A 21,355-nucleotide genomic window follows, 5' to 3' on the forward strand; every position below is an offset into this window, starting at 1 on the left:
GCTGCAACAGGGTAGATCTAGGATGGAATCGTTTCCATGGAAACGATTCCACGAAGACAGTGCAAGCGCACACACGAGTACGACACGTACCCGTACGAACACGAAGAGGTGAGCATGGTCGCCATCACGATCAAGGATGTCGCCGCCCTCGCCGGCGTCTCCGTGGCCACCGCCTCCCGGGTGCTCTCCGGCAGCCCGGCCACCTCGCCCGAGGCTCGGGCCAACGTCGTCGCTGCGGCCGCCCAGCTCGACTACCGGCCCAACGCCCAGGCGCGGGCCCTGCGCAGCACGCACACCGAGTCCATCGGCCTGCTGGTATCGGATGTGCGCAACCCCTTCTTCGCCGACCTCGCCCACACGGTCGAACAGGCCGCCCTGGCTGCCGGCTACGTCACCCTGCTCGGCAACGCGAATGAGCGCAAGGAACAGCAGGACCGGTACCTCGACACCCTGATCTCCCGGCGGGTGGACGGCATCGTCGTGTCACCACTCGGGGACGGCAGCGGCAGCATCCGTTCACTGATCCAGCGGAAGATCCCGACCGTCTTCGTGGACCGCACCGTGGACGGCGTCGACGTGCCGAGCGTGACCACCGACAGCGAGACCGGCATCCGTCAGGCCGTCGAACACCTCGCGGCCGCCGGGCACACCCGCATCGGCTACATCTCGGGCCCGCAGAGCATCTCGACCGGCCGGGACCGCTTCGCCGCCTTCACCCGCGCCGTGGCCGAGTTCGGCCTCAGTCAGGATCCCGAGCTCGTGTACTTCGGCGACTTCCAGGCCGCGAGCGGGTCGGCGGGCGTGCACGCGCTTCTCGAACTGCGCCAGCCGCCGACCGCGCTGCTCGCCGCCGACAGCCCGATGGCCGTGGGTGCGATCGCCATCCTGCACCGGCGCGGGCTGCGCATCGGCCGCGACGTGGCCCTGATCGCCTTCGACGATATCGAGTGGTTCGCGCTGCTCGACCCGGCGCTGAGCGTCATTTCGCACAGCGTCGAGGAGATGGGCCGCATCGCCGTGAAGATGCTGCTCGAGGTCATCGGCGGCGGCACGCCCGAGTCGGTGGTCCTGCCGAGCGAGCTGATCATCCGCGGGTCGTCCTCGGCGCCCGTCTCACCCACACCTCTCTCACCAGAATTCGTTTAACCCGCAGCCGGGCCGAGCCCGAGAAAGAACTGACATGAGTCAACAACCACTGGTCACCCTGCAGAATGTGGGCAAGACCTTCGGCCCGGTGACGGTCATCAAAGACGTCACCGTCAGCGTCTACGCCGGACAGGTGCAGGTACTGCTGGGCGAGAACGGCGCCGGCAAATCCACCCTGATCAAGATGATGGCGGGGGTGTACCAGCCGGATGCCGGCCACATCGTGGTGGACGGTAAGACGGTCACCCTGCCGACCACCCGCGCGGCCGAGGAACTCGGCATCGCCACGATCCACCAGGAACTGAACCTCGTTCCCACCATGAGCATCGCCGAGAACGTGATGCTCGGGCGGACGCCGACCAAGCACGGCATGGTCGACCGCAGCGCCCTGCGCAACCGGGCACGCGCCGCCCTCGCCCTGATCGGACTCGACGTCAGTGTCGACACCCTGGTCGGGGACCTCGGCATCGCCCAGCAGCAGCTGGTGGAGATCGCCAAGGCCCTGAGCATCAACGCCCGCATCCTGATCCTGGACGAGCCCACCGCGGCGCTGACCCGCCACGAGACCGAGAGCCTGTTCGCCGTGATGGCCGACCTGCGCCGGCGCGGAGTGGGCATGCTGTTCATCAGCCACCACCTCGACGAGATCGCCGAAGTCGGAGACACCGTGACCGTGCTCCGCGACGGCGAGTTCATCGCCGAGGTCCCCGCTTCCACCCCCGAGGACGAACTCGTCAAGCTGATGGTCGGCCGCAGTATCGAGGACCAGTTCCCGCGGGTGGCCGGCAAGGTGGGTGAGACGGCCGAGATCCTCACGGTGGAGCACCTCACCTCCACCGGCTCGTTCAGCGACATCAGTTTCACCGTCAAGGCGGGCGAGGTGCTCGGCATTGCCGGGCTTGTCGGCGCCGGACGCACCGAACTGATCCGGGCGATCGCCGGCGCCGACCGGTACACCTCCGGAACGGTCGCCGTGCGCGGCCGGCACCTGCCGAACGGCAGCATCCAGGCGGCGATCGCCGCGGGTGTCGGACACGTGCCCGAAGACCGCAAGGGGCAGGGGCTGGTGCTCGACGCATCCGTCAACGACAACCTCGGCTACGCCACGCTGTCCTCCACCGCGAAGCTGGGCCTGGTCGACTTCGCCGGCCAGCGCAGCCGGGCCGGCGACGTGGCCAAGAAACTTCGCATTCGGATGCACACCATCGACCAGCCGATCGGCGCACTCTCCGGAGGCAACCAGCAGAAGGCCGTGTTCGGTCGCTGGATCATCGCCGCCTCCACGGTGCTGCTGCTCGACGAACCCACCCGCGGCGTCGACGTGGGCGCCAAGGTCGAGATCTACGAATTGATGAACGCGATCACGGCGGCCGGGGGAGCGATTCTGATGGTCTCCAGCGAGCTGCCCGAGATCCTCGGCATGAGCGACCGCATCCTGGTGATGCGCGACGGCCGGCTCGCCGGCGAGCTCAGCGCCGCCGAGGCCACCCAGGACGCAGTCATGACACTCGCCGCCCGCGATGTCGACGAGAATCACGAACAGAGATAGGGAACCACACCATGTCCACCGCAACCGTGCCGGCGAAGCGCCGCAGCTTCGACTACAAGAAATTCCTCGCCAACAACGGCGCCCTCGTCGGCCTCGTCGTTCTCTGCATCGCCCTGTTCATCGCGACTCCCGACTTCCTGACCGCGCAGAATCTGCTCAACATCGGCATCCAGGTATCCACGGTGGCCGTGCTGGCCTTCGGGATGACCTTCGTCATCGTGGCCGGCGGGATCGACCTCTCGGTCGGTGCCGTGGCGGCCCTGTCGGCAATGTCGTCGGGCTGGATGTTCGCCAGCGCCGGCCTCCCCGGCTGGCTCGCCCTCATCGGCGGTCTCCTGGTCGGAACGCTGGCCGGCACCATCAACGGTCTGGCCAACGCCTACGGCAAACTGCCTTCATTCATCGCCACGCTCGCCATGCTCAGCGTGGCCCGCGGGCTGACCCTGGTCATCTCCGACGGCCGCCCGATCAAAATGCCGGCCGAGGTCTCCTTCCTCGGTGGCAACGTGGGACCGGTCCCGATGCCCATCATCATCCTGGTGCTGGCCGCACTCGCCGCCTCTTTCCTGCTCAACCGCACCGTCATCGGCCGCTCCATGTACGCGGTCGGCGGCAACGCCGAAGCCGCCCGGCTGTCGGGCCTGCCGGTCAAACGCATCCTCGTCACGGTCTTCGCCCTGGCCGGCCTGTTCGCCGCCCTCGCCGGGCTGCTCCTCGCCGGGCGCCTCGACTCCGCGCAGCCTCAGGCCGCTGCCGGCTACGAACTCGACGCCATCGCGGCCGTCGTGATCGGCGGCGCCTCACTCGCCGGAGGCCTCGGCAAAATCTCGGGCACCTTCGTCGGCGCCCTCGTGCTCGTCGTCATCCGCAATGGGCTCAACCTGCTCAACGTGACGTCGTTCTGGCAGCAGGTCGTCATCGGCCTCGTGATCGCCCTCGCCGTGGGCATCGACGTGCTGCGCCGCAAGACCCGTAGCAGCTGACCCGGCCGACGCCCGGCATCCGTTACCCGTCACCTCACCCACCTCATCCATCAACACCCCAAAGGAATACACAATGAAGTCCTCCTCATTTCGCAAAATCGCGGCACTGACCGCCACCGCCGCCCTGATCCTGGTGGGCACCACGGCCTGCGGCCGGGGCGGCGGGGACGAGGCGTCCGGCACGAAGATCGTGATGGCCCTCTCCACCCTGAACAACCCGTTCTTCGTGGAACTGCGAGACGGCGCCCAGGCCGCCGCCGACGAAGCCGGCGTGCAGCTGAACATCGTCGACGCGCAGAATGACTCGGCCACGCAGGCCAACCAGCTCGCCACCGCCGCCTCGGGTGGAACCAAGGCCGTCATCGTGAACCCGGTCGACTCCGACGCCGCCTCCTCCTCCGTGAACGACCTGCTCAGCGCCGACATCCCCGTCATCGGCGTCGACCGCACCGTCAACGGCGCCGACCTGAACTCGCTCGTCGCCAGCGACAACGTGGCCGGAGGCCGTCAGGCCGCCGACGAACTCGCCAAGGCCATGGGCGAAAAGGGCAGCGTCATCCACCTGCAGGGTGTCTCCGGCACCTCGGCCAGCCGCGACCGCGGCCAGGGCTTCGAAGAGGGCATGAAGGCCTACCCGGACATCACCGTGGTGGCCAAGCAGACCGCCAACTTCGACCGTGCCGCCGCGCTCGACGTGACCACCAACCTGCTGCAGTCCAACCCCGCCGTGACCGGCCTCTTCGCCGAGAACGACGAAATGGCTCTCGGCGCCATCCAGGCGCTCGGCTCGCGTGCCGGTACCGAGGTCTCGGTCGTCGGCTTCGACGGCACGTCCGACGGACTCGCCGCCATCGAGGCAGGCACCCTGGTCGCCACCATCGCGCAGCAGCCGGCCGAACTCGGCAAGCTCTCCGTTGAACTCGCCATCAAGGCCATCGCGGGTGACAAGATCGAGAAGACCGTCCCGGTTGAGGTCGTCTCCGTCACGAAGACGAATGTCGGCGACTTCACCAAGTGAATGACATTGCCGGCACGGTCGTCGTCGTCGGGTCGATCAACGTCGACCAGCTGATCACCATCGAACGCCACCCGCTGCCCGGTGAGACCCTCATCGGAACGTCGATGGAGTTCCTCCCCGGAGGGAAAGGGGCCAACCAGGCCGTCGCGGCCGCCCAGCTGGGCGCCACGGTGCGCATGGTCGGCCTCGTGGGCCGGGACCCGCAGGCCGAGGTCGCGACCGCGATCCTCACCCGCGCCGGAGTGGACCTCTCGCACGTGCACGCGGTGGACGGCCCGACCGGGCTGGCACTGGTCACCGTGGACGCCGGCGGGGAGAACACCATCGTGATCATCCCCGGCGCCAACGCCCAGCTGGGCGCGGAGGCCGTCGAGGCCGGCGCGTCCGTCATCGCCGAAGCCGCCGTCGTGGTGCTGCAGGGTGAAATCCCCGCAGCCGGCATCGTGGCGGCCATGCGGCTGGCCACGGGCCGCGTGGTGCTGAACCTGGCACCCGTGATCGAACTGGATGCCGCGAGCATCCGTCGTGCCGACCCGCTGGTCGTCAACGAGCACGAGGCTGCCCTCGTTCTCGCCCAGCTGGCCCCGAACACCGTCATCCCCACCGAGGACGCCGAGCTCGTCGCCCGGCTCCTCGAAGCGGGGATTCCCTCCGTGGTGCTCACCCGCGGCGCGAAGGGCGCCATCTGCGCCGACCGGGACGGCACGCACAGCGTGGCGTCGCCCCGGGTCGTCGCGGTGGACAGCTCGGGGGCCGGGGACGCGTTCGTCGGTGCCCTCAGCGCGCAGCTGGCGGCCGGGTCGAGCCTTTCCGAGGCCGTGCGCCGAGCCGTGCGCGTCGGCGCCTTCGCGGTGCAGGGGCGTGGAACGCAGACGTCGTATCCGTCCCTGGCCGACGAACTGCCGCAGGTGCACGCATGAAGCGCCGCGGCATCCTGAACGCCGACCTCTCGGGCGCTCTGGCCCGCCTCGGGCACACGGATGTCGTTCTCCTCGCGGATTGCGGCATGCCGATCCCGGCCGGCGTGCCCGTGATCGACCTGGCGCTGGTGCACGGTGTGCCGCGCTTCGAGCAGGTGCTCGACGCCCTGCTCGAGGAGATGGTGTTCCAGCATTGCGTGGCCGCGGAGGAGGCGAAGACCGCCCCCGCGGGCACGTGGCTGGCCGACCGGTTCGACGCGATCGAATACATCAGCCACTCCGAACTGAAACAGCTCTCGGCCTCGGCCAAGCTGTTCATCCGCTCGGGTGAGGCGACGCCGTTCGCGAACGCGGCGCTGGTCTGCGGCGTTTCGTTCTAGTCGCCTGGTTCTCGAACGGACCCGGCGCCGCTAGGGGTGACGGATGCCGTTGCCCGCCAACACGGCCCGGTAGCCTTCGCGGTAGGTCGGGTAGCGGAACGTGAACCCCGTGTCGAGTAACAGCCGGTTGCGGAGGCGCTTGTCGCCTCCGCGCCGGCTTTCGCGCGTTGCGGCGGATGCTCCCGCGGCCGCCGCGGCCTCCTCCGCCGGTGTCGCCTCCGCCGCCGGGGCCGGCAGGCCGAGCTCCCCGGCCAGGAAGACCAGCACCTCGTTGCTGCGCACTGGAGCGCTGTCGACGCCCAGATAGAGGGGAGCGGGCTCCTCCGCGCGCAGCATCAGGTGCACGATCGCCGCCGCGGCGTCGTCACGGTGGATTCGGTTCGTGTGCCGGGCCGAGGCTGACAGGGTGGCGCGGCCGCCCCGCACCTGGGCGATCAGCCGCTCCCGGCCGGGGCCGTAGATGCCCGACAGCCGGAAAATGACGGCCTGGGGGAGTCGGGCGTGCAGCAGCTGTTCGGCTTCGAGCAGGATGGCGTCGGTGCCCGGCTTCGGGTTCGCTGTCGTCTGCTCGTCGACCCAGCTTGCGTCGGACACGTCGTAGACGGCGGTCGATGACACCAGGAGCACCCGGCGGGGGGTGACGCGGGCCTCGTCGAGGGCGTCGAGGAGGTTCCGGAGGCCGTCGACGTAGGCCGCCCGGTAAGCCGCGGGGTCAGGGTTGCCGGGCGCGATGGCCACGACCACGATCTCGGTGTCGACCGGCACGGCCGGCTTCTGCGCGCTGAGGTCGACGGACTGCCCCTCGATTTCGGCGGGGAGCACGGCCGCGTTGCGGCGCAGTCCCACCACGTGGTGGCCGAGTGCCGCGAAGCGCAGGCCGACTTCCGTGCCGAGGTCGCCGCATCCTGCAATGAGTACCGTCATCTCGCTCCTTCGTTTGCCTGCAACGCTAGCGGCCCTCACTGAATGCGAGCAGCATCGCCCGGTAGGCTCACACCGTGAGCGAAACATTCCGCAGCATGCTGCGTTCCCTGCCGGATTTCCCCGCGGATCTCCCGGTTTTCGACCCGGCCTCGGCCCCGGAAGACCCGGCCGAGTTGTTCCGGGTCTGGCTCGACGAGGCCCTCGCGGCCGGGGTGCCCCAGCCGCACTCCTTCAGTCTCGCGACCGTCGGCGCCGAGGGAATGCCGTCGTCGCGCATGCTCATCCTCAAGAACCTCGACGCCGAGGGCTGGCACTTCGCCTCCTCACGGCTGTCACGCAAGGGCCGGGAGCTGACGGAGCATCCGGTGGCCGCGATGAATTTCTTTTGGTCGGCGCTCGGCCGTCAGGTTCGCGTGGTCGGCCCGGTCGTCGAATTGTCGGCGGATGCCTCGGCAGCCGACTGGTCCGAGCGGCCCAGCACCGACGGAACACCCAACCCCACCTGGCAGCTCTACGCCCTCCGCCCGGTCGAGGTCGAGTTCTGGCAGGCCGACCCCGGCCGTAAGCACGTGCGGCACCGCTACCTGATTCCCGCCGAGGGCTGAACCCCGGCGTCGGCGCGCGCCTACTTCCAGCGGCGCGCGGATCCGGCGAGGAACTGCACGTAGCCGACCAGCGAGGCGTAGGAGCACAGCACCTGGTAACCGAGCAGGAACGTCAGATAGCCGAATCGGTTGCGGCGCACGTGCAGTCCGAGCGGGCCGAACACGCGATTGCTCTGGAAAGCGCGCAGGCTTCCGTAGATCACCAGCGTGATCGGGAGCACGGCCAGCGCCCAGACCGAGACGACGGCCGTGTTGCCGACGGCGACGAACAGCACCAGGCCGGGCACCCAGATCAGCCCGTAGCCGATGTCGAGCAGCGGGATCAGGAAGTCGATGCCGCTGATGGTTCCGGCCAGACGGTGCTTCTGACGCCACGGCGGCACCGCGCGCAGACCCTCGAACATGCCGCGAGCCCAGCGGGCGCGCTGCCGCATGAAGTGCAGGACGGTGGTCGGCGCCTCGGTGAACGCCACAGCGGTAGGTTCGAACAGCACCCGTCCGCCCTGCTCCAGCAGCTTCCAGGTCACCACGATGTCCTCGCCGATGGCATCCGGCCAGCCGCCGATGGCCGTGACATTCGCGGTGCGGTAGACCGAGAATGCGCCCTGGGCCACGAGGGTGGACCGGTACAGCCCCTGCATCCGCTTCACCGCGGCGATGCCGAGGTAGTAGTCCCATTCCTGCATGCGGGTGAGCAGATTGACACGGGAGTTGCGCACGAGCACCGCGCCGGCCACGGCCACCGTATCGGCCGGTGACGATTCGAGCCGGGAGATCAGGCGACGCAGAGCCTCACGGTGCAGCAGCGTGTCCGCGTCGACGGTGATCACATACGGCGTGGTGACCTGGCGGAGTGCCGTGTTCAGCGCATGCGACTTGCCGGGTGCCGGTTCCCGCACGACCAGCAGTGCCACGTCGGCTTCGGCTGCTGCCAGCTCGGCGAACCGGGCCGTGGCGTCCTCGGAGCCGTTGTCGGCGAGGATCACCGTCACGGGCCCGGCGTAGTCGCTGCCTCCGATGCAGCGGATGGTCTCGCGGATGCCGTCCTGTTCGTTGCGGGCCGCCACAATGATGGTCAACGGGGTGACCGGGTTGCTCACCCGGAACGGCGGCTGGCGATCCAGCAGCAGCGACAGGCTCAACAGCGCGACCACGAAGCCCGGCAGGAAGGCAACCAGGGAGACGATGATCCACGCCGCCGGGTCGCCGGTCAGGCGAGACAAATCCGTGATCCACGGCAACGAGATCCAGACGGATGCACCGGTCCAGCTGAGTGCGAACAGAACGGACAGCACGAATTTCACGGTGACGGACAGGTAGAACCGGTGTCCAGGCGCTCGGTGCGGCGAGGGCGAGGTTCGTGGTGTCGGCGGTGGCGCCGGGTCGTCGCCCCGGCGCGGGTGGAGCGCGGTCATGTGTGCCCCAGGTGCGGGACGTGTGAGTCACGGCTGCTGCACCTGGCCCCCAGGTGGTTAGGTCAAATCTACGCCGCGGCGGGTGCGGCGCGGAGGCTCCGAAGACACCAGTTCAGGGGTGATCGAGTCGGACTTAGAAGTCCTCGTAGGTGAAGGCCTCATCGGAGAGGAGCTGCGTCCAGGGCTCCGGTCGTGGTTCCGGGAGATGGACCCGCTGCACTGTGACGGTCGAGTTCGGAGTGATCAGCAGGGAAGTCAGGAATCCGGCGGAATTGGTCACATCGATGAATCCGCCGCCGCGCTGCACGGCGGCGGCGACGGAGGTCTTCCATGCCGCCAGGTCATCGATTGTGTCGACCACATAGCGGTCGCCATTCACGGTCAGACGGTACTCGTTCATCGATGCAGACCTGTCTCTCAGCGAACACCGAGGCGCTACGGGTGGCCCGGCAGAGTTCGGATGATGCCGTAGGGAACTGGCGTCGGGGCTTAATCTATAGCCATTAGTTTGGATTTCAAACTATTCCAAGTTCGTGATATTCCATGTTGGAAGAACAGTGCAGTCATCGCTAGGGTGGAGGCGGATTCGCCGGGGCTCCGGTTGTATTCGCGTCGTTGCTGTCGGGAGAAACCATGTTCAAGGAAAGCGGCTCCGTCCAGGTGCTCGAGGGTGTCACCGCCGCGGTGATAGTCCTGCTCCGGGCGTTGGACAAGACCCGTGCGGGGATGGCGGCGGAAGCCGGCTTGACGGGGTCGGAGATTCGGGTGCTTTTTCGGATTTCGGAGGCAGGGCGGGTAACACCGAAGACGTTGGCTGGGTCCACAGGCCTGTCAATGGGCGCGGTCACGGCGATCTGTGACCGACTGGTTGCCCGGAACGTGGTGCGTCGAGTTGCCAACCCGGCAGACCGGCGCAGCCTGTTTCTGGAACTGACGCTGGCGGGCGAGACGCTGATGGACAGCATTTACGGCGATTTTCGTGCACGGGTCGGCACGGCCCAGGGCCAGATGTCGGACGAAGAGCAGTCGCTACTCGCGGCGCAGTTGCTCAGTATCGCAGCGGCGCTCGGCTACGACCTGGAGGACGGTCTTGCCGGAACGCAGATTCCAGCAGTCAGGAGCGCCTGACGGATGGTGCAGAATCTCCCGATTCGCCATCGGCGGAGTACGTTCGGACTATGACGTGGGCAGGTCTCAATCGAAGCAGAAATCGGAAGCGCAGGTACGAGTGCCATGCGTGATCGATTTGAAGCCACCGAAGGCGCGTTGACCGCATTGGCGGGAGATGAGTCGCGGTTGTATGAGCCCTTGCTGGGGGTGCTGCCGGTGGACGGGTTGTCCATTTCGACGTTCGGCGACTTCCTGCCTGCCGAAACGGTCTCGGCCAGCGACGCGCAATCGATACGACTGGACGAGTTGCAATTGGATCTGGGCGAAGGCCCCTGTTGGGATGCGCTGGCGACCCGGGCCCCGATTCTCGAGCCCGACATCCGTCACAGGCCGACACGGGTGTGGCCGGTCTTCTCGGAGGCCATCATCGATGACGACCTGGGTGCCCTGTTCGCCTTTCCCCTGCTGCTGGGGCCCCTGCGCATCGGGGCGATCGACCTGTACACGACCAGGCCGGGACACCTCAGCGATCTGAACATCCGGCAGACCTCCGGGCTCGCGACCGTTGTCAGCCGCCTCGTGCTCGCTCGAGCCATCCGGCTGGCCGAGGGCGACATCGAGGGCGGTGCAGAATCCAGCCGACAGTTCTCCCGGCGCGAGGTGCATCAGGCCACGGGCATGGTGCTGGCGCAACTGGGGATTGCCGCCACAGACGCTCTGCTGGTCATCCAGGGCCATGCATTCGCCGCCGGCCGGCCGATGCAGGAGATCGCGCAGGAGATCATCGACCGGCGACTGAGTTTTGCGGTGAATGAGAATCAGATCGAGGGCTCTCATGATTGAGGCAACGAGAGAAGACCGCCTGATCGAGACGTTCGCGACCCTGGCGGACACCCTGGTCGCCGGTTACGACGTGGTGGATCTCCTGCAAACCCTGGTGGAAAGCTGCGCCGACCTCCTGGACATTGCGGCGGCGGGCATCCTCCTGGCCGACGCAGACGGTGAGCTCGAGGTCGTCGCCTCGACCAGCGAAGCCAGCCGGCTGGTCGAGGTCATGCAGCTGAGCGCCCGGGCAGGTCCGTGCGTGCAGTGCTTCACCACGGGCACGGTCGTGTCGCTGCCGGATGTGGAGGACAGCCCGCCGGCGTGGCTGCGCTTTCGGGACAGCGCCAGGGAGCAGGGTTTCGCTGCGGTCACGGCGATTCCGTTGCGGTTGCGGGAGACGACGATCGGCGCCCTCAACCTGCTGTCCACGGTTCCCGGGGCCCTGCGGCAGCAGGATGTGCGGGCAGCCCAGGCGTTGGCCGATGTGGCCACGATCGGGATTCTGCAGGAACGCACGCTCCGAGAGAGCAATTCGGTGCGGGAGCAACTGACGAGCGCGTTGACGTCCCGAGTCGTGATCGAACAAGCCAAAGGTGTGATTTCGCATTCGCGCGGAGTCTCGATGGAGGAAGCGTTCGTTCTGCTCCGCACCTACGCTCGCAGCAACCGCGTGATGCTGTCCCAGGTTGCCCAGGGGCTCGTGGATCAGACGCTCGTCATCTGACCCCGGGGTGGGTGTTCTTCTCTTGAGAACACTCGATCCGGCGCGTACGATTAATGTTCAAATCTTTGGACAGGTCCTTATGTTTGATAGTGACGAATCCTCATGTCAATGCGGACGTGTTGGCGTGACCGTGACCGAGGTCAGCTCGTGAGCTCGCCGGATCAGGAATCCCCAACCGAAGAATCGGAGCAACCCGAGTCCGATCCGGCTCATCCCTGGCTGACCGCAGCTCCGACCATCGTGCCGCCTGCCACGACGGCACGATTCAGTCGGGGACCGACGGACACCTTCGGCTACTATCTGCGGAAAATCGGCAGAGTGGCCCTTCTCACCGCGGAGGAAGAGGTCGACCTGGCCCGGCGGATGGAGGTCGGCCTGTTCGCGGCAGAGAGACTCTCCCGGGGTGCCACGGAACCGGATCTGACCCGGGAGTTGGAGTGGCTGGCCCGAGACGGTGACCGGGCGAAGTGCCGGTTCATCGAGGCGAACCTGCGTCTGGTGGTCAGCGTTGCCAAGCACTACTCCGGCCACGGGATTCCCATTATGGATCTCGTTCAGGACGGCAACATCGGGCTGCTGCGGGCGGTGGAGAAATTCGATTTCACCACCGGATACAAGTTTTCCACCTACGGAATCTGGTGGATCCGGCAGTCCATTCACCGCGGCATGGTCGGCACCGCCCGAACGATTCGGATCCCGGTGCACACCGTGGAAAAGCTCAACAGGCTCAAGCGCCTTCGCCGTGACCTCACCGGCATCCTGCGTCGCGAGCCCACCCTGGCGGAGTTGGCCGAGGAGAGCGGATTCCCGTGGCCGACGTGCGCGCCTTGCTCGACTGGGACAGTGAGCCGATCTCGTATCAGACCCCGCTCGGCGAGGGTCTGGCCGATATCTCCGAGCTGATCATGGACGGCGACCTGCCGCAGCCCGACGAATACGCAGAACTGGCTCTGCGCCGGTCTGATATCACCTTCCATCTCGATGCGTTGCCGACCCGGGAGCGCATGATCCTGGAAGCCCGCTTCGGGTTCAACGGCGATCAACCCCGAACGCTCGACCAAATCGCCGCCCGGGAGGGCGTGACCCGGGAACGAATCCGGCAGATCGAGAAGCGGGCCCTGGCGATGATGCGGGTACCGGCACTCGAGCTCTATCTCAGAGAGTAGAACTCGTCGGCGAACCCGCACCCCGTTGCCGGGAATCTGCTTACGACCCCAAAATTCCTTGCCTGATCCTGTGACGAACGTCGTCCGAGATACGACTACGTCATAAGAGATCAGTAGAGGAGCACTCACCATGGCGACACACGACTCATCCGGTTCACCGATCAATTCCGGTTCACCGATCAATTCCGGTTCACATATCAATGCCGGCACACCGATCAATCGAAACGTCGATGACCACGGTTCCGGCGCTGCGGTGTCCGCGGGCGCCGGGGCGACCACCCGCGACGAGGTCGGTGGCCGCGAACAGGTCGTCGTCCGCGACGAGACCCGCTTCGGCGGGATCCAGTGGGGATCGGCCTTCTTCGGTTGGCTGACAGCCACCGGGACCGCAGTCATCCTGACCGCCCTGTTCGCCGCAGCCGGAGCCGCGGTCGGCCTGGGTGGGTCGGATTCCGCTGACCAGGCAGCCGGAAACGTTGCCGAGAACGCCGATACCATCGCACTGGTTGGTGCCATTGTGCTGGCCGTCGTGGTGTTCGTGGCCTACCTGTGCGGCGGCTACGTTGCCGGTCGCATGGCCCGCTTCAGCGGCGTCAAGCAGGGAATCGCGGTCTGGGTGTGGGCGATCGTGATCGCTGCCGTGGCCGGAATCATCGGTGTCATCGCCGGGGGCGAGCTCAACGTTCTCGGGAATCTGAACAGCCTGCCCAGCATCCCGCTCAATTCGGGAGACCTCACCGCGGGCAGCATCATCACCGCGCTCGTCATCGTTCTGGTCAGCCTCCTCGGCGCGATCGTCGGCGGACTCGCCGGGATGCGTTTCCACCGTCGCGTGGACCGCGCAGTCCTCGGCCGCTGACTCCAGGATGGGCGGGCTGCTCGGCCACGCCGCTTCCGCACGTTCGCTCGCACATCATCAAACGAAAAGAGATCGTCATGGCACGACTGCTCAAGTACATCCCCGTTGTTCTGACCCTGGTCGTCAAGTATCTGCGCAGCCCGCAGGGGAAAGCGGCGATTCAGAAGGCGCGGTCGTCGCGGCGCCGACCGAGGACCGCCGGCGCCACCCGTCCGAGGTCCTGAGAAAGTCGCCGAGGGCGCGGAGTAGTGGGCTCTTCCAAGGATGGGCGCGTAATGTCGTTTAAGGAGTTCGGTGAATCGGGGCTCGCCACACCCGCCGATGTCGCTTCGACGTCGCAAGGCATCCCGAACTCGTCATCACCTAAGGACGCACCACAATGACATCCACCCTTTCCCTCGACTCCGCATCGTCCCTCGACGCCGCCACTGTCGCCCGATACATCGACCACACCCTTCTGAAGCCCGAGGCCACCGACGCCGACGTGGCGGCGCTGATCGCCGAGGCCGCCGAGCTCGGAACCTACTCGATCTGTGTCTCCCCGTCGATGCTGCCGCTCCGCATCCCCGCCGGCGCCGACGTCAAGGTCGCGGTTGTCTGCGGTTTCCCCAGCGGTAAGCACCACAGCGTCATCAAGGCCGCCGAGGCCGCCCTGGCCATTGAGCAGGGCGCGGACGAGGTCGACATGGTCATCGACATCGGCGCGGCCAAGGCCGGCCGGTTCGACGACGTGCAGGCCGACATCGCGGCCGTGCGGGCCGCGATCCCGGCTCCGCTGGTGCTCAAGGTGATCATCGAGTCCGCAGCGCTGACGGATGCCGAGATCGTCGGCGTGTGCCAGGCATCCGTTGCTGCCGGTGCCGACTTCGTCAAGACCTCCACCGGCTTCCACCCGGCCGGCGGCGCGACCGTGCACGCCGTGCGTCTGATGAAGCAGACCGTGGGCGACCGGGCAGAGGTCAAGGCATCCGGCGGAGTTCGCAGCTTCGACGACGCACTGGCCATGATCGAGGCCGGCGCAACCCGACTCGGCGTCTCCGGTAGCGCAGCACTGCTCTCCGGTGCCACTCCGGCCGACGCGGCCGGCAGCTACTAACCGCCTCGGACCACCGGTGCCGCGCCCGCGTTCGCATGCGGGCGCTGACACTGGCACGCTTGACCCATGACTCACACCATGACTGCGGCCGTTCTGACGAAGTTCGGTGGCCCCGAGGTGCTGGAGCTGCACCATGAGTGGCCCCGTCCACAGCCCTTGGATGACCAGGTCCTGGTCAGGGTGACCGCGGCCGCGGTCAACAACACCGACATCTGGACCCGCCAGGGAGCCTACGGCCTGCCGGAGGACCCCGCCGCGCAGGCCGGCTGGCTGGGGTCGTTCGACTTCCCGCGCATCCAGGGTGGGGATATCACCGGTGTCGTCGTGGAGGTCGGGCGGAACGTCACGGGGGAGCTGATCGGCCGACGGGTGCTTGTGGACCCTGCCCTCTACGGATCCGAGGACGAGAACGCGTCACCGGTGGGATACCTGGGCAGCGAGGCCGATGGCGGTTTCGCGCAGTATGTCGCCGTGGACGCGTCCCACGCCCATGACGTGCAGGAGTCTCCGATGTCTGACGAGCAGCTGGCGTGCCTGCCCGTGGCCTTCGGTACGGCGATCGGCATGCTTGAACGCGCGCACGTGCAGGGTGGCGAGACCGTGCTGGTGACGGGAGCGTCCGGGGGTGTCGGTCTCGCTCTCGTTCAGCTCGCGGCGGCCCGGGGCGCGCGCGTTCTGGCGATCACCAGTGGGTCCAAGGGGACGGCGGTGCTCGCGAACGGGGCAACCCAGGTGTTCAACCGGGATGCACCGGACATGCTCGCCGAGATCGCCGCCGCCGCTCCGGCGGGGTTGGACGTGGTCGCGGACATCGCCGGCGGCCCGGGGCTCTCGGCCCTGATGCCGCTGCTTCGGGACAACGGGCGATGGGTGATCGCGGGGGCCGTGGCCGGGCCGGTGATCGAGTTCGACCTTCGTCGCCTCTACCTGCACAACGTGCAGTTGATCGGCTCCTCCATGCACACCCGGGTTCATTTCCGCCGGCTGGTCGAGCTCGCCCGGGCCGGGGATGTCCGCCCCCAGGTCAGCAGCACGTTCGCCCTGACCGAGATAGCAGACGCCCAGCGGGAGTTCTCCGCCCGGCGCCACATCGGCAAGATCGTCATCCTCCCGACCCACCCCTCGTAGAGCCGCCCGCGGCGGGTTGGCCGCAGCCCCGGGACAGGTCAGGCCTCGGTCACCTGGCCGTTGTCGACCTGCCAGTGCCGGTCCGTGTGCACGTTGGCCAGCATCCGTCGGTCGTGGGTGACCAGCAGCAGTGTGCCCTCGTAGGACTCGAGGGCCTGCTCGAGCTGCTCGATGGCGGCCAGGTCCAGGTGGTTCGTGGGCTCGTCGAGCACGAGCAGGTTGATGCCGCGGGCCTGCAACAGCGCCAGGCCGGCGCGGGTGCGCTCGCCGGGGGAGAGGTCGGCGGCGGGGCGGTTGACGTGGTCGGCTTTGAGCCCGAACTTCGCGAGCAGGGTGCGCACCTCGGCCGTGGACAGGTCGGGCACAAGCTCCTCGAAACTGATGGCGAGGGGCCGGGTGCCGCCCAGCTGGGCCCGGGCCTGGTCGATTTCGCCGATACTCACGCTGGCCCCGAGGTCGGCCGTGCCCTCATCCGGAACCTGCCGCCCCAGCAGCGCGCGCAGCAGTGTGGACTTTCCGGCGCCGTTGGGGCCGGTGATGCCGATGCGCTCGCCCGCGTTGACCTGCAGGGACACCGGGCCGAGGGTGAAATCGCCCTGGCGGAGAACCGCGTTGCTCAGCGTGGACACCACCGAGCTCGACCGCGGCGCTGCGCCGATCGTGAATTCGAGCTGCCACTCCTTGCGCGGCTCGTCGACCTCCTCGAGGCGCGCGATGCGGCTCTCCATCTGCCGCACCTTCTGCGCCTGCTTCTCACTGGACTCGGCGGATGCCTTGCGCCGGATCTTGTCATTGTCCGGCGCCTTCTTCATGGCATTCCGCACGCCCTGGCTCGACCATTCCCGCTGGGTGCGGGCCCGGCCCACGAGGTCGGCCTTCTTCTCCGCGAACTCGTCGTAGTGCTCGCGCTTGTGCCGGCGGTCCGTCTCGCGCTCCTCCAGGTAGGAGTCGTAACCGCCGCCGAACACCCGGTTCGCGCCCTGCGCGAGGTCGAGTTCGAGCACGCGCGTCACGCACCGGGCCAGGAACTCGCGGTCGTGGCTGACGAGCACGACCCCGCCGCGGAGGCCGGTGACGAAGGACTCCAGCCGTGCCAGGCCGTCGAGGTCGAGGTCGTTGGTGGGCTCGTCGAGCAGCACGACGTCGAAGCGGGACAGCAGCAGGGCAGCGAGCCCGACCCGCGCGGCCTGACCGCCGGAAAGGGACGTCATCAGGGTGGCGTCGGCGGCGCCGAGGGTGAGTCCGAGCTCGGCGAGCACCACGGGCATCCGCTCATCAAGGTCGGCGGCGCCGCTGGCCAGCCACCGTTCCAGGGCGGCGGAGTAGACGTCCGCGGGATCGAGGCCGTCCGGGCGCGGGGCAGGCGAGAGATCACCGAGAGCGGATGCCGCGGCATCCATCTCGAGGGTCGCCTGGGCGCAGCCGGTGCGCCGGGACACGTAGCCGGCCACGGTCTCGCCGGGAACACGCTCGTGCTCCTGCGGCAGCCAGCCGACGAAGGCGTCGGCTGGCGCGAGGCTCACGGTGCCGGCCTGAGGCTCGGCCAGGCCCGCGAGCAGGCTCAGCAGGGTGGACTTGCCCGATCCGTTCACGCCGACGACGCCGACGACGTCGCCGGGCGCCACGGTGAGGTCGAGCGACTCGAAGAGTGTGCGGTGCGCGTACCCGCCGGCCAGGCCCTTGGCCACGAGTGTTGCGGTCATCCGTCTATTTTCTCAGACTCCCGCCGTGCCCGCGTGCCCGCGTGCCCGCCGTGTCGTCCGCCGGGGGTTCGAGGTCGCGGCGCACCCTGTGGAAGTGGGCGCATGCTCTATCGTGCGCCAGCCTCCACAACCTGCGCCGCGAGCCCCGGTCAGGCAGGCACCGGTTGCGCCTGCCGGCGTGCGCGCGTGGGGGCCGGTCCGCGGGGACTGAGGGCAGGAGCGGGCACGGGGCTTGCAGCAGGAGCCGCAGCAGGGTCGGACGCCCGAGCGGGTGCAGCAACGGACCGGCGTGCGGGCGTTGGCAGCGCGAGGGTGAGGATGCGCTCCAGGAGCACGGGGGCCGCGTTGCGCCGGAAGGACAGCACGACCCGGGCCTCGTGCGGGTTCTGCCCGGCACGCCCGGCAAGGTGTGCCGCGCCAGCGGCCCGAACCTGCCCGGCCGCCGGGCGACCAGCGCCACCCACCGGGCCGTCCGGCTCCGCCAGCTTGGCGAAGTGGGTCTGGCCGCGGCGCGGTCCGGCGCTCAGGTCCACGCAGACGCGCAGGGTCGGCGCGCGCTCCGAGTCGAGATCGCCGGTCGCGAACGCGACGGCGAGCGAGTTGGGTAGGGCGAAGTGCCGGGTGCTGAACTGCTTGCCGCACTGCGTCAGGCAGGTTCCGAGCATGGCGGCCAGCGCCTGCTGGGTCAGTCCCGACGACGAGGCCAATTCGCGGCGGTGGGTTTCGTCGAAGGAGTGCGGGGCGGTCGCGTCGAGCGGAACGAGGGTGACCGGCCAGCTGGCCGCGAACACGTCAGCGGCGGCCGTGGGATCGGCGGCGATGTTGGCCTCCGCGAACTTGCCCGCGTTGCCGGGAGCGAAGACGGCGCCGCCCATGATGGTCACCCGGCGCACGAGCCGGGGCAGTTCCGGGTCGAGGTAGAGCGCTTCGGCGAGGTTCGTCAGCGGGCCGACCGTGATGACCTCGAGCCGCCCCGCGTGCTCGTGCGCCAGCCGGATCAGCAGTTCCGTCGCCGATTCCTCCACCGGATTCCGCCGTGACCGGGGCAGCAGGACGTCTCCGATTCCGTTGCGGCCGTGCATGTGGGTGGCCCCGCGCCGGGACACCCCGCTCACCGGCTCGTACGCTCCGATCGCCACCGGAACGTCATCGCGTCCGGCGGTCGCGAGCAGGCTCAGGGTGTTCGCCGCGGCGACGGCCGGGTTGACGCATCCGTTCACCGTGCCGATTCCGACCAGACGGATGCCCGGCGTCGCGAGCAGGAAAGCGAGCGCCAACGCGTCGTCGATCCCGGTGTCGCAATCGAGGTAGATCGGGCGGGGCTGGGGAGCCAGTGTGGGAGTCATCGTCGACCATCCGTCTCATCGTTCGTGTGCGGGAGAGAAGTGCAGGGGTTCATGCGCCGATCCTCGCGGCAGGGCGCAGAACGAGGGAGGCCAGGAACGAGGCCAGCGTGAGGCCCACGGAGATCCACAGGGCCGTCCGGAATCCGGTGACGGTTCCCGCAGCCACGACCGGGGCGACGAGGGCGATGCCGACCCCGATCCCGATTCCGAAGCAGGCGCCGTTCAGGCCCGGGAGGGCCCCCCGGGCCTCGGCCGGGGAGTTGAGCACGGAGACACCGTTGACCGAACTCTGGAACAGGCCGAGGTAGAAGACGCCCATCACGATCAGCAGGCCGAAGATCGCCCAGCGGTCCATCGCGAACACGGCGATGGCCACCGAGATCAGCGCGATGACGCCGCTGCTCAGTCGCAGGGACGTGATCCAGCCGATCCGCACGGCGACCCAGCCGGAGAAGATCGCCGCGGTGACGCCGAAGAAGGCGGTGGGGGTGAGGTAGAGCAGGGCCGACATCGACGCGGACAGCCCGTAGCCGACCTGCGTGTTCTGGCTGAGCAGGACCAGGGTGAAGTTGACCGCGGAGTAGACGCCGGCGAGGGTGAAGACGGTGGAGAGCAGGAGCGGCCACACCTGGCGCGAGCGCAGCGCGTGCACGGGGATGAGCGGGTGCCGGGTGCGGGCTTCGATCATCACGAAGACGACGGCGCTCACCATCGCCCCGAGGAGGTACGCGATCGTCAGCGGGTCGGACCAGCCGGCGGCGGAGATCTGCGCGATCAGGCTCGTCAGCAGGACCAGGAAGAGGGACAGGATGCCGGCGCCCCACCAGTCCATCGACCCCTGCTGGGTGCGCGGCTCATCCTGCGGCACGAAGAAGGCGACGCAGCTGATCGCGACCAGCCCGAGGGCGAGGGTGATCACGAACAGGAACCGCCAGCCGATGGTGTCGGTCACGAACCCGCCGACGAACCCGTCGACGCCGAACAGTCCGCCGTTGACGGAGGTGATGATACCCACCGAGATTCCGAACAGGCGGCTGTTCAGCCGTTCCGACAGCAGGAGGAAGGAAATGGTGAAGGTGGCGTTGGCGGCACCCTGCAGCACCCGGCCGATCAGCAACATCGGCAGGCTTGGGGCAAGGGCGCAGATCACCGTGCCGATCAGCACCATCGACAGCACGATCACGAGACTGCGCTTGCGACCGAGGAAGTCGCTCCAGCGGGAGAAGACCATGCTGAAGACCGCGCCGGCGAGGAAGAACACCGACTGCACGCGGGCGATGTCCTGCATGCTCTCGCCCAGCTGCCGACCGACGGCCGGCAGCGCGGCGGAGAGCAGCGTGGCGTTCAGCTGGAAGGTCAGGATCGCCAGGACCAGGGTGCCGATCAAGACCCCGGCCGACCGGGGAGCCCGCGCACGCACCGCAACCGGAGCTACTTCGGGGGAACGTACGAGCATGAAAAGACTCCTTCATTGGAGCAACCGCAAGGTCGACACGCTCAGTGTACATGCTTGTTATACAAGATCATGAGATGGCGCGATATGCTCGGAGAAACGACCGGGGGAGACACATGGATCGACGCACCGAGGCGGCCCTGGCGGGTCCGCTTGAGACCGCTGGAAGCCTGCCGCTGCGGGTGGCCGTGTACTCCCGCATCACCGAGGCGATCCGCGACGGATCCCTCCCGGTTGCCTCCCTGCTTCCCTCGGAGTCCGAGCTCGGCACGGCAATGGGGGTCAGCCGCACCGTCGTGCGGGAAGCCCTCATGCTGCTGGAGGAGGACCGCTTCGTGCGCTCGCGCCGGGGGATCGGGCGCTTCGTCGCCGACCGGATGCCGCACCTCGGGTTGCAGAAGATCCGCCCGATCGAGGAACTCCTGCGCGAGACCGGCCCGGCCGTTCTCGTGCGCCGCACCCAGAACGCGCTGCAGTCCGAGTCGCCCGCGTTCACCGCCGACGCCATCGGCATCCGTCCCGACGAGCCGTCGTGGTTCCTGGAGAGCGTCATCTCACGGGACGGCGCCCCCATCGCTCTGATCCAGGAGCACGTTCCGGCCGCACGGCTGACCGAACTCGGCGAGGCCGCGGTGGCGGCGATCGCCCAGGGAGGCGCCGATGCGGGGGTCGGCGGCGCGGCCGATGCGGGAGTCGATGACGGAACAGCGGATGAGGTGAGCGCCGAGCGCAGCGCGCTCGCCGCGCTCATCGCGGTGCTCGGCCCCACCTTCGGACCCGGCGAGACCGACATCACACTCGGCGTGCCCGGCAGCACCCGGGGCAAGCTCCTCGGACTGCCAGCCGGCAGCCCCGTGCTCATCCTCACCCAGACCCTCGAACTGCACGGCCAGCCGTTCTACCTCTCCAAGGCCCTGATCAATCCCGACTTCGTGCAGCTCACGATCAGCCACACCGCACAGTCCTGAGCCGACGGCCGGAATCCGGTGCCGGCCCGCGCCGGTG

Annotated in this window: 23 protein-coding genes; 17 read left to right on the forward strand and 6 right to left on the reverse strand. The window is 68.2% G+C overall.

Annotation, left to right across the window (positions count from 1 at the left end):
* Window positions 1-36: 36 nt before the first annotated feature.
* From E3T49_RS15870 to rbsD, 6 genes are all read left to right on the forward strand, one after another.
* Window positions 37-1,146: a LacI family DNA-binding transcriptional regulator gene (locus E3T49_RS15870; protein ID WP_241972867.1), complete on the forward strand. Its 1,110-nt coding sequence runs from the start codon at window positions 37-39 to the stop codon at window positions 1,144-1,146.
* Between the two features lie 34 nt (window positions 1,147-1,180).
* Complete coding sequence (locus E3T49_RS15875; RefSeq protein ID WP_134425887.1) at window positions 1,181-2,695, forward strand: sugar ABC transporter ATP-binding protein; 1,515 nt, start codon at window positions 1,181-1,183, stop codon at window positions 2,693-2,695.
* Window positions 2,696-2,706: 11 nt separating this feature from the next.
* Complete coding sequence (locus E3T49_RS15880) at window positions 2,707-3,678, forward strand: ABC transporter permease (RefSeq protein ID WP_134425888.1); 972 nt, start codon at window positions 2,707-2,709, stop codon at window positions 3,676-3,678.
* 73 nt (window positions 3,679-3,751) lie between these two features.
* Window positions 3,752-4,696: a substrate-binding domain-containing protein gene (locus E3T49_RS15885; RefSeq protein WP_134425889.1), complete on the forward strand. Its 945-nt coding sequence runs from the start codon at window positions 3,752-3,754 to the stop codon at window positions 4,694-4,696.
* A complete protein-coding gene (locus E3T49_RS15890) occupies window positions 4,693-5,616 on the forward strand; it encodes a ribokinase (RefSeq protein ID WP_338145436.1) in 924 nt (307 codons plus the stop codon). The genes E3T49_RS15885 and E3T49_RS15890 overlap by 4 nt, the downstream gene beginning before the upstream one ends.
* Window positions 5,613-5,996: a D-ribose pyranase gene (gene rbsD / locus E3T49_RS15895; RefSeq protein WP_134425890.1), complete on the forward strand. Its 384-nt coding sequence runs from the start codon at window positions 5,613-5,615 to the stop codon at window positions 5,994-5,996. The genes E3T49_RS15890 and rbsD overlap by 4 nt, the downstream gene beginning before the upstream one ends.
* 30 nt (window positions 5,997-6,026) lie before the next feature.
* Here rbsD and E3T49_RS15900 read toward each other — a convergent pair whose 3' ends face one another.
* Entirely contained in the window at window positions 6,027-6,920 is an 894-nt protein-coding gene (locus tag E3T49_RS15900) for an NAD-dependent epimerase/dehydratase family protein (protein WP_134425891.1), read from the reverse strand.
* A gap of 74 nt (window positions 6,921-6,994) precedes the next feature.
* Here E3T49_RS15900 and E3T49_RS15905 point away from each other — a divergent pair, with 74 nt between their 5' ends.
* Window positions 6,995-7,525, forward strand: a complete 531-nt coding sequence (locus E3T49_RS15905) for a pyridoxine/pyridoxamine 5'-phosphate oxidase (protein ID WP_134425892.1) — start codon at window positions 6,995-6,997, stop codon at window positions 7,523-7,525.
* Window positions 7,526-7,545: 20 nt separating this feature from the next.
* Here the strand turns inward: E3T49_RS15905 and E3T49_RS15910 are convergent, their stop codons facing one another.
* Together E3T49_RS15910 and E3T49_RS15915 are read right to left on the reverse strand one after the other, a co-directional pair.
* A complete protein-coding gene (locus E3T49_RS15910; protein WP_134425893.1) occupies window positions 7,546-8,940 on the reverse strand; it encodes a glycosyltransferase family 2 protein in 1,395 nt (464 codons plus the stop codon).
* 133 nt (window positions 8,941-9,073) lie between these two features.
* A complete protein-coding gene (locus E3T49_RS15915) occupies window positions 9,074-9,340 on the reverse strand; it encodes a hypothetical protein (protein ID WP_134425894.1) in 267 nt (88 codons plus the stop codon).
* Window positions 9,341-9,573: 233 nt separating this feature from the next.
* Between E3T49_RS15915 and E3T49_RS15920 the strand changes: the two genes are divergently transcribed.
* The 9 genes from E3T49_RS15920 (at window position 9,574) to E3T49_RS15950 (ending at window position 15,848) form a co-directional block, all read left to right on the forward strand.
* Window positions 9,574-10,068 (forward strand): MarR family winged helix-turn-helix transcriptional regulator, encoded by a 495-nt coding sequence (locus tag E3T49_RS15920; protein ID WP_134425895.1) that lies wholly within the window; start codon window positions 9,574-9,576, stop codon window positions 10,066-10,068.
* Window positions 10,069-10,173: 105 nt separating this feature from the next.
* The gene (locus E3T49_RS15925; RefSeq protein ID WP_134425896.1) at window positions 10,174-10,893 is read left to right on the forward strand and encodes a GAF and ANTAR domain-containing protein; all 720 of its coding nucleotides are present in this window, start codon (window positions 10,174-10,176) and stop codon (window positions 10,891-10,893) included.
* Window positions 10,886-11,599, forward strand: a complete 714-nt coding sequence (locus E3T49_RS15930) for a GAF and ANTAR domain-containing protein (protein ID WP_134425897.1) — start codon at window positions 10,886-10,888, stop codon at window positions 11,597-11,599. The genes E3T49_RS15925 and E3T49_RS15930 overlap by 8 nt, the downstream gene beginning before the upstream one ends.
* Window positions 11,600-11,917: 318 nt before the next feature.
* The gene (locus tag E3T49_RS16685; RefSeq protein ID WP_241972868.1) at window positions 11,918-12,502 is read left to right on the forward strand and encodes a sigma-70 family RNA polymerase sigma factor; all 585 of its coding nucleotides are present in this window, start codon (window positions 11,918-11,920) and stop codon (window positions 12,500-12,502) included.
* A gap of 2 nt (window positions 12,503-12,504) precedes the next feature.
* Window positions 12,505-12,765, forward strand: coding sequence for a sigma factor-like helix-turn-helix DNA-binding protein (locus E3T49_RS16690; RefSeq protein WP_241972869.1), 261 nt, complete (start codon window positions 12,505-12,507; stop codon window positions 12,763-12,765).
* 130 nt (window positions 12,766-12,895) lie between these two features.
* Window positions 12,896-13,624, forward strand: a complete 729-nt coding sequence (locus E3T49_RS15940; RefSeq protein ID WP_198414276.1) for a hypothetical protein — start codon at window positions 12,896-12,898, stop codon at window positions 13,622-13,624.
* Between the two features lie 77 nt (window positions 13,625-13,701).
* Window positions 13,702-13,848 (forward strand): hypothetical protein, encoded by a 147-nt coding sequence (locus tag E3T49_RS16295; protein ID WP_166785592.1) that lies wholly within the window; start codon window positions 13,702-13,704, stop codon window positions 13,846-13,848.
* Between the two features lie 155 nt (window positions 13,849-14,003).
* Complete coding sequence (deoC, locus tag E3T49_RS15945; RefSeq protein ID WP_134425898.1) at window positions 14,004-14,720, forward strand: deoxyribose-phosphate aldolase; 717 nt, start codon at window positions 14,004-14,006, stop codon at window positions 14,718-14,720.
* Between the two features lie 66 nt (window positions 14,721-14,786).
* Window positions 14,787-15,848 carry a zinc-binding dehydrogenase gene (locus tag E3T49_RS15950; protein ID WP_198414277.1) on the forward strand — a complete coding sequence of 354 codons (1,062 nt, stop codon included), beginning with the start codon at window positions 14,787-14,789 and terminating at the stop codon, window positions 15,846-15,848.
* A gap of 38 nt (window positions 15,849-15,886) precedes the next feature.
* On the opposite strand, the gene E3T49_RS15955 is transcribed toward E3T49_RS15950, so the two are convergent.
* From E3T49_RS15955 to E3T49_RS15965, 3 genes are all read right to left on the reverse strand, one after another.
* Entirely contained in the window at window positions 15,887-17,551 is a 1,665-nt protein-coding gene (locus E3T49_RS15955) for an ABC-F family ATP-binding cassette domain-containing protein (RefSeq protein ID WP_134425899.1), read from the reverse strand.
* A 149-nt stretch (window positions 17,552-17,700) separates the two neighbouring features.
* A complete protein-coding gene (locus E3T49_RS15960; RefSeq protein ID WP_134425900.1) occupies window positions 17,701-18,897 on the reverse strand; it encodes a nucleoside hydrolase in 1,197 nt (398 codons plus the stop codon).
* Window positions 18,898-18,946: 49 nt separating this feature from the next.
* On the reverse strand, window positions 18,947-20,353 hold the full coding sequence (locus E3T49_RS15965; RefSeq protein ID WP_134425901.1) for an MFS transporter: 1,407 nt from the start codon (window positions 20,351-20,353) through the stop codon (window positions 18,947-18,949).
* Window positions 20,354-20,466: 113 nt separating this feature from the next.
* On the opposite strand from E3T49_RS15965, the gene E3T49_RS15970 reads away from it, so the two are divergent.
* Window positions 20,467-21,318, forward strand: coding sequence for a GntR family transcriptional regulator (locus tag E3T49_RS15970; protein WP_134425902.1), 852 nt, complete (start codon window positions 20,467-20,469; stop codon window positions 21,316-21,318).
* The last annotated feature ends 37 nt before the right edge of the window (window positions 21,319-21,355 follow it).

Origin of the sequence: Cryobacterium cryoconiti (assembly GCF_004403065.1) — a bacterium.
GTDB classification, from domain to species: domain Bacteria; phylum Actinomycetota; class Actinomycetes; order Actinomycetales; family Microbacteriaceae; genus Cryobacterium; species Cryobacterium cryoconiti.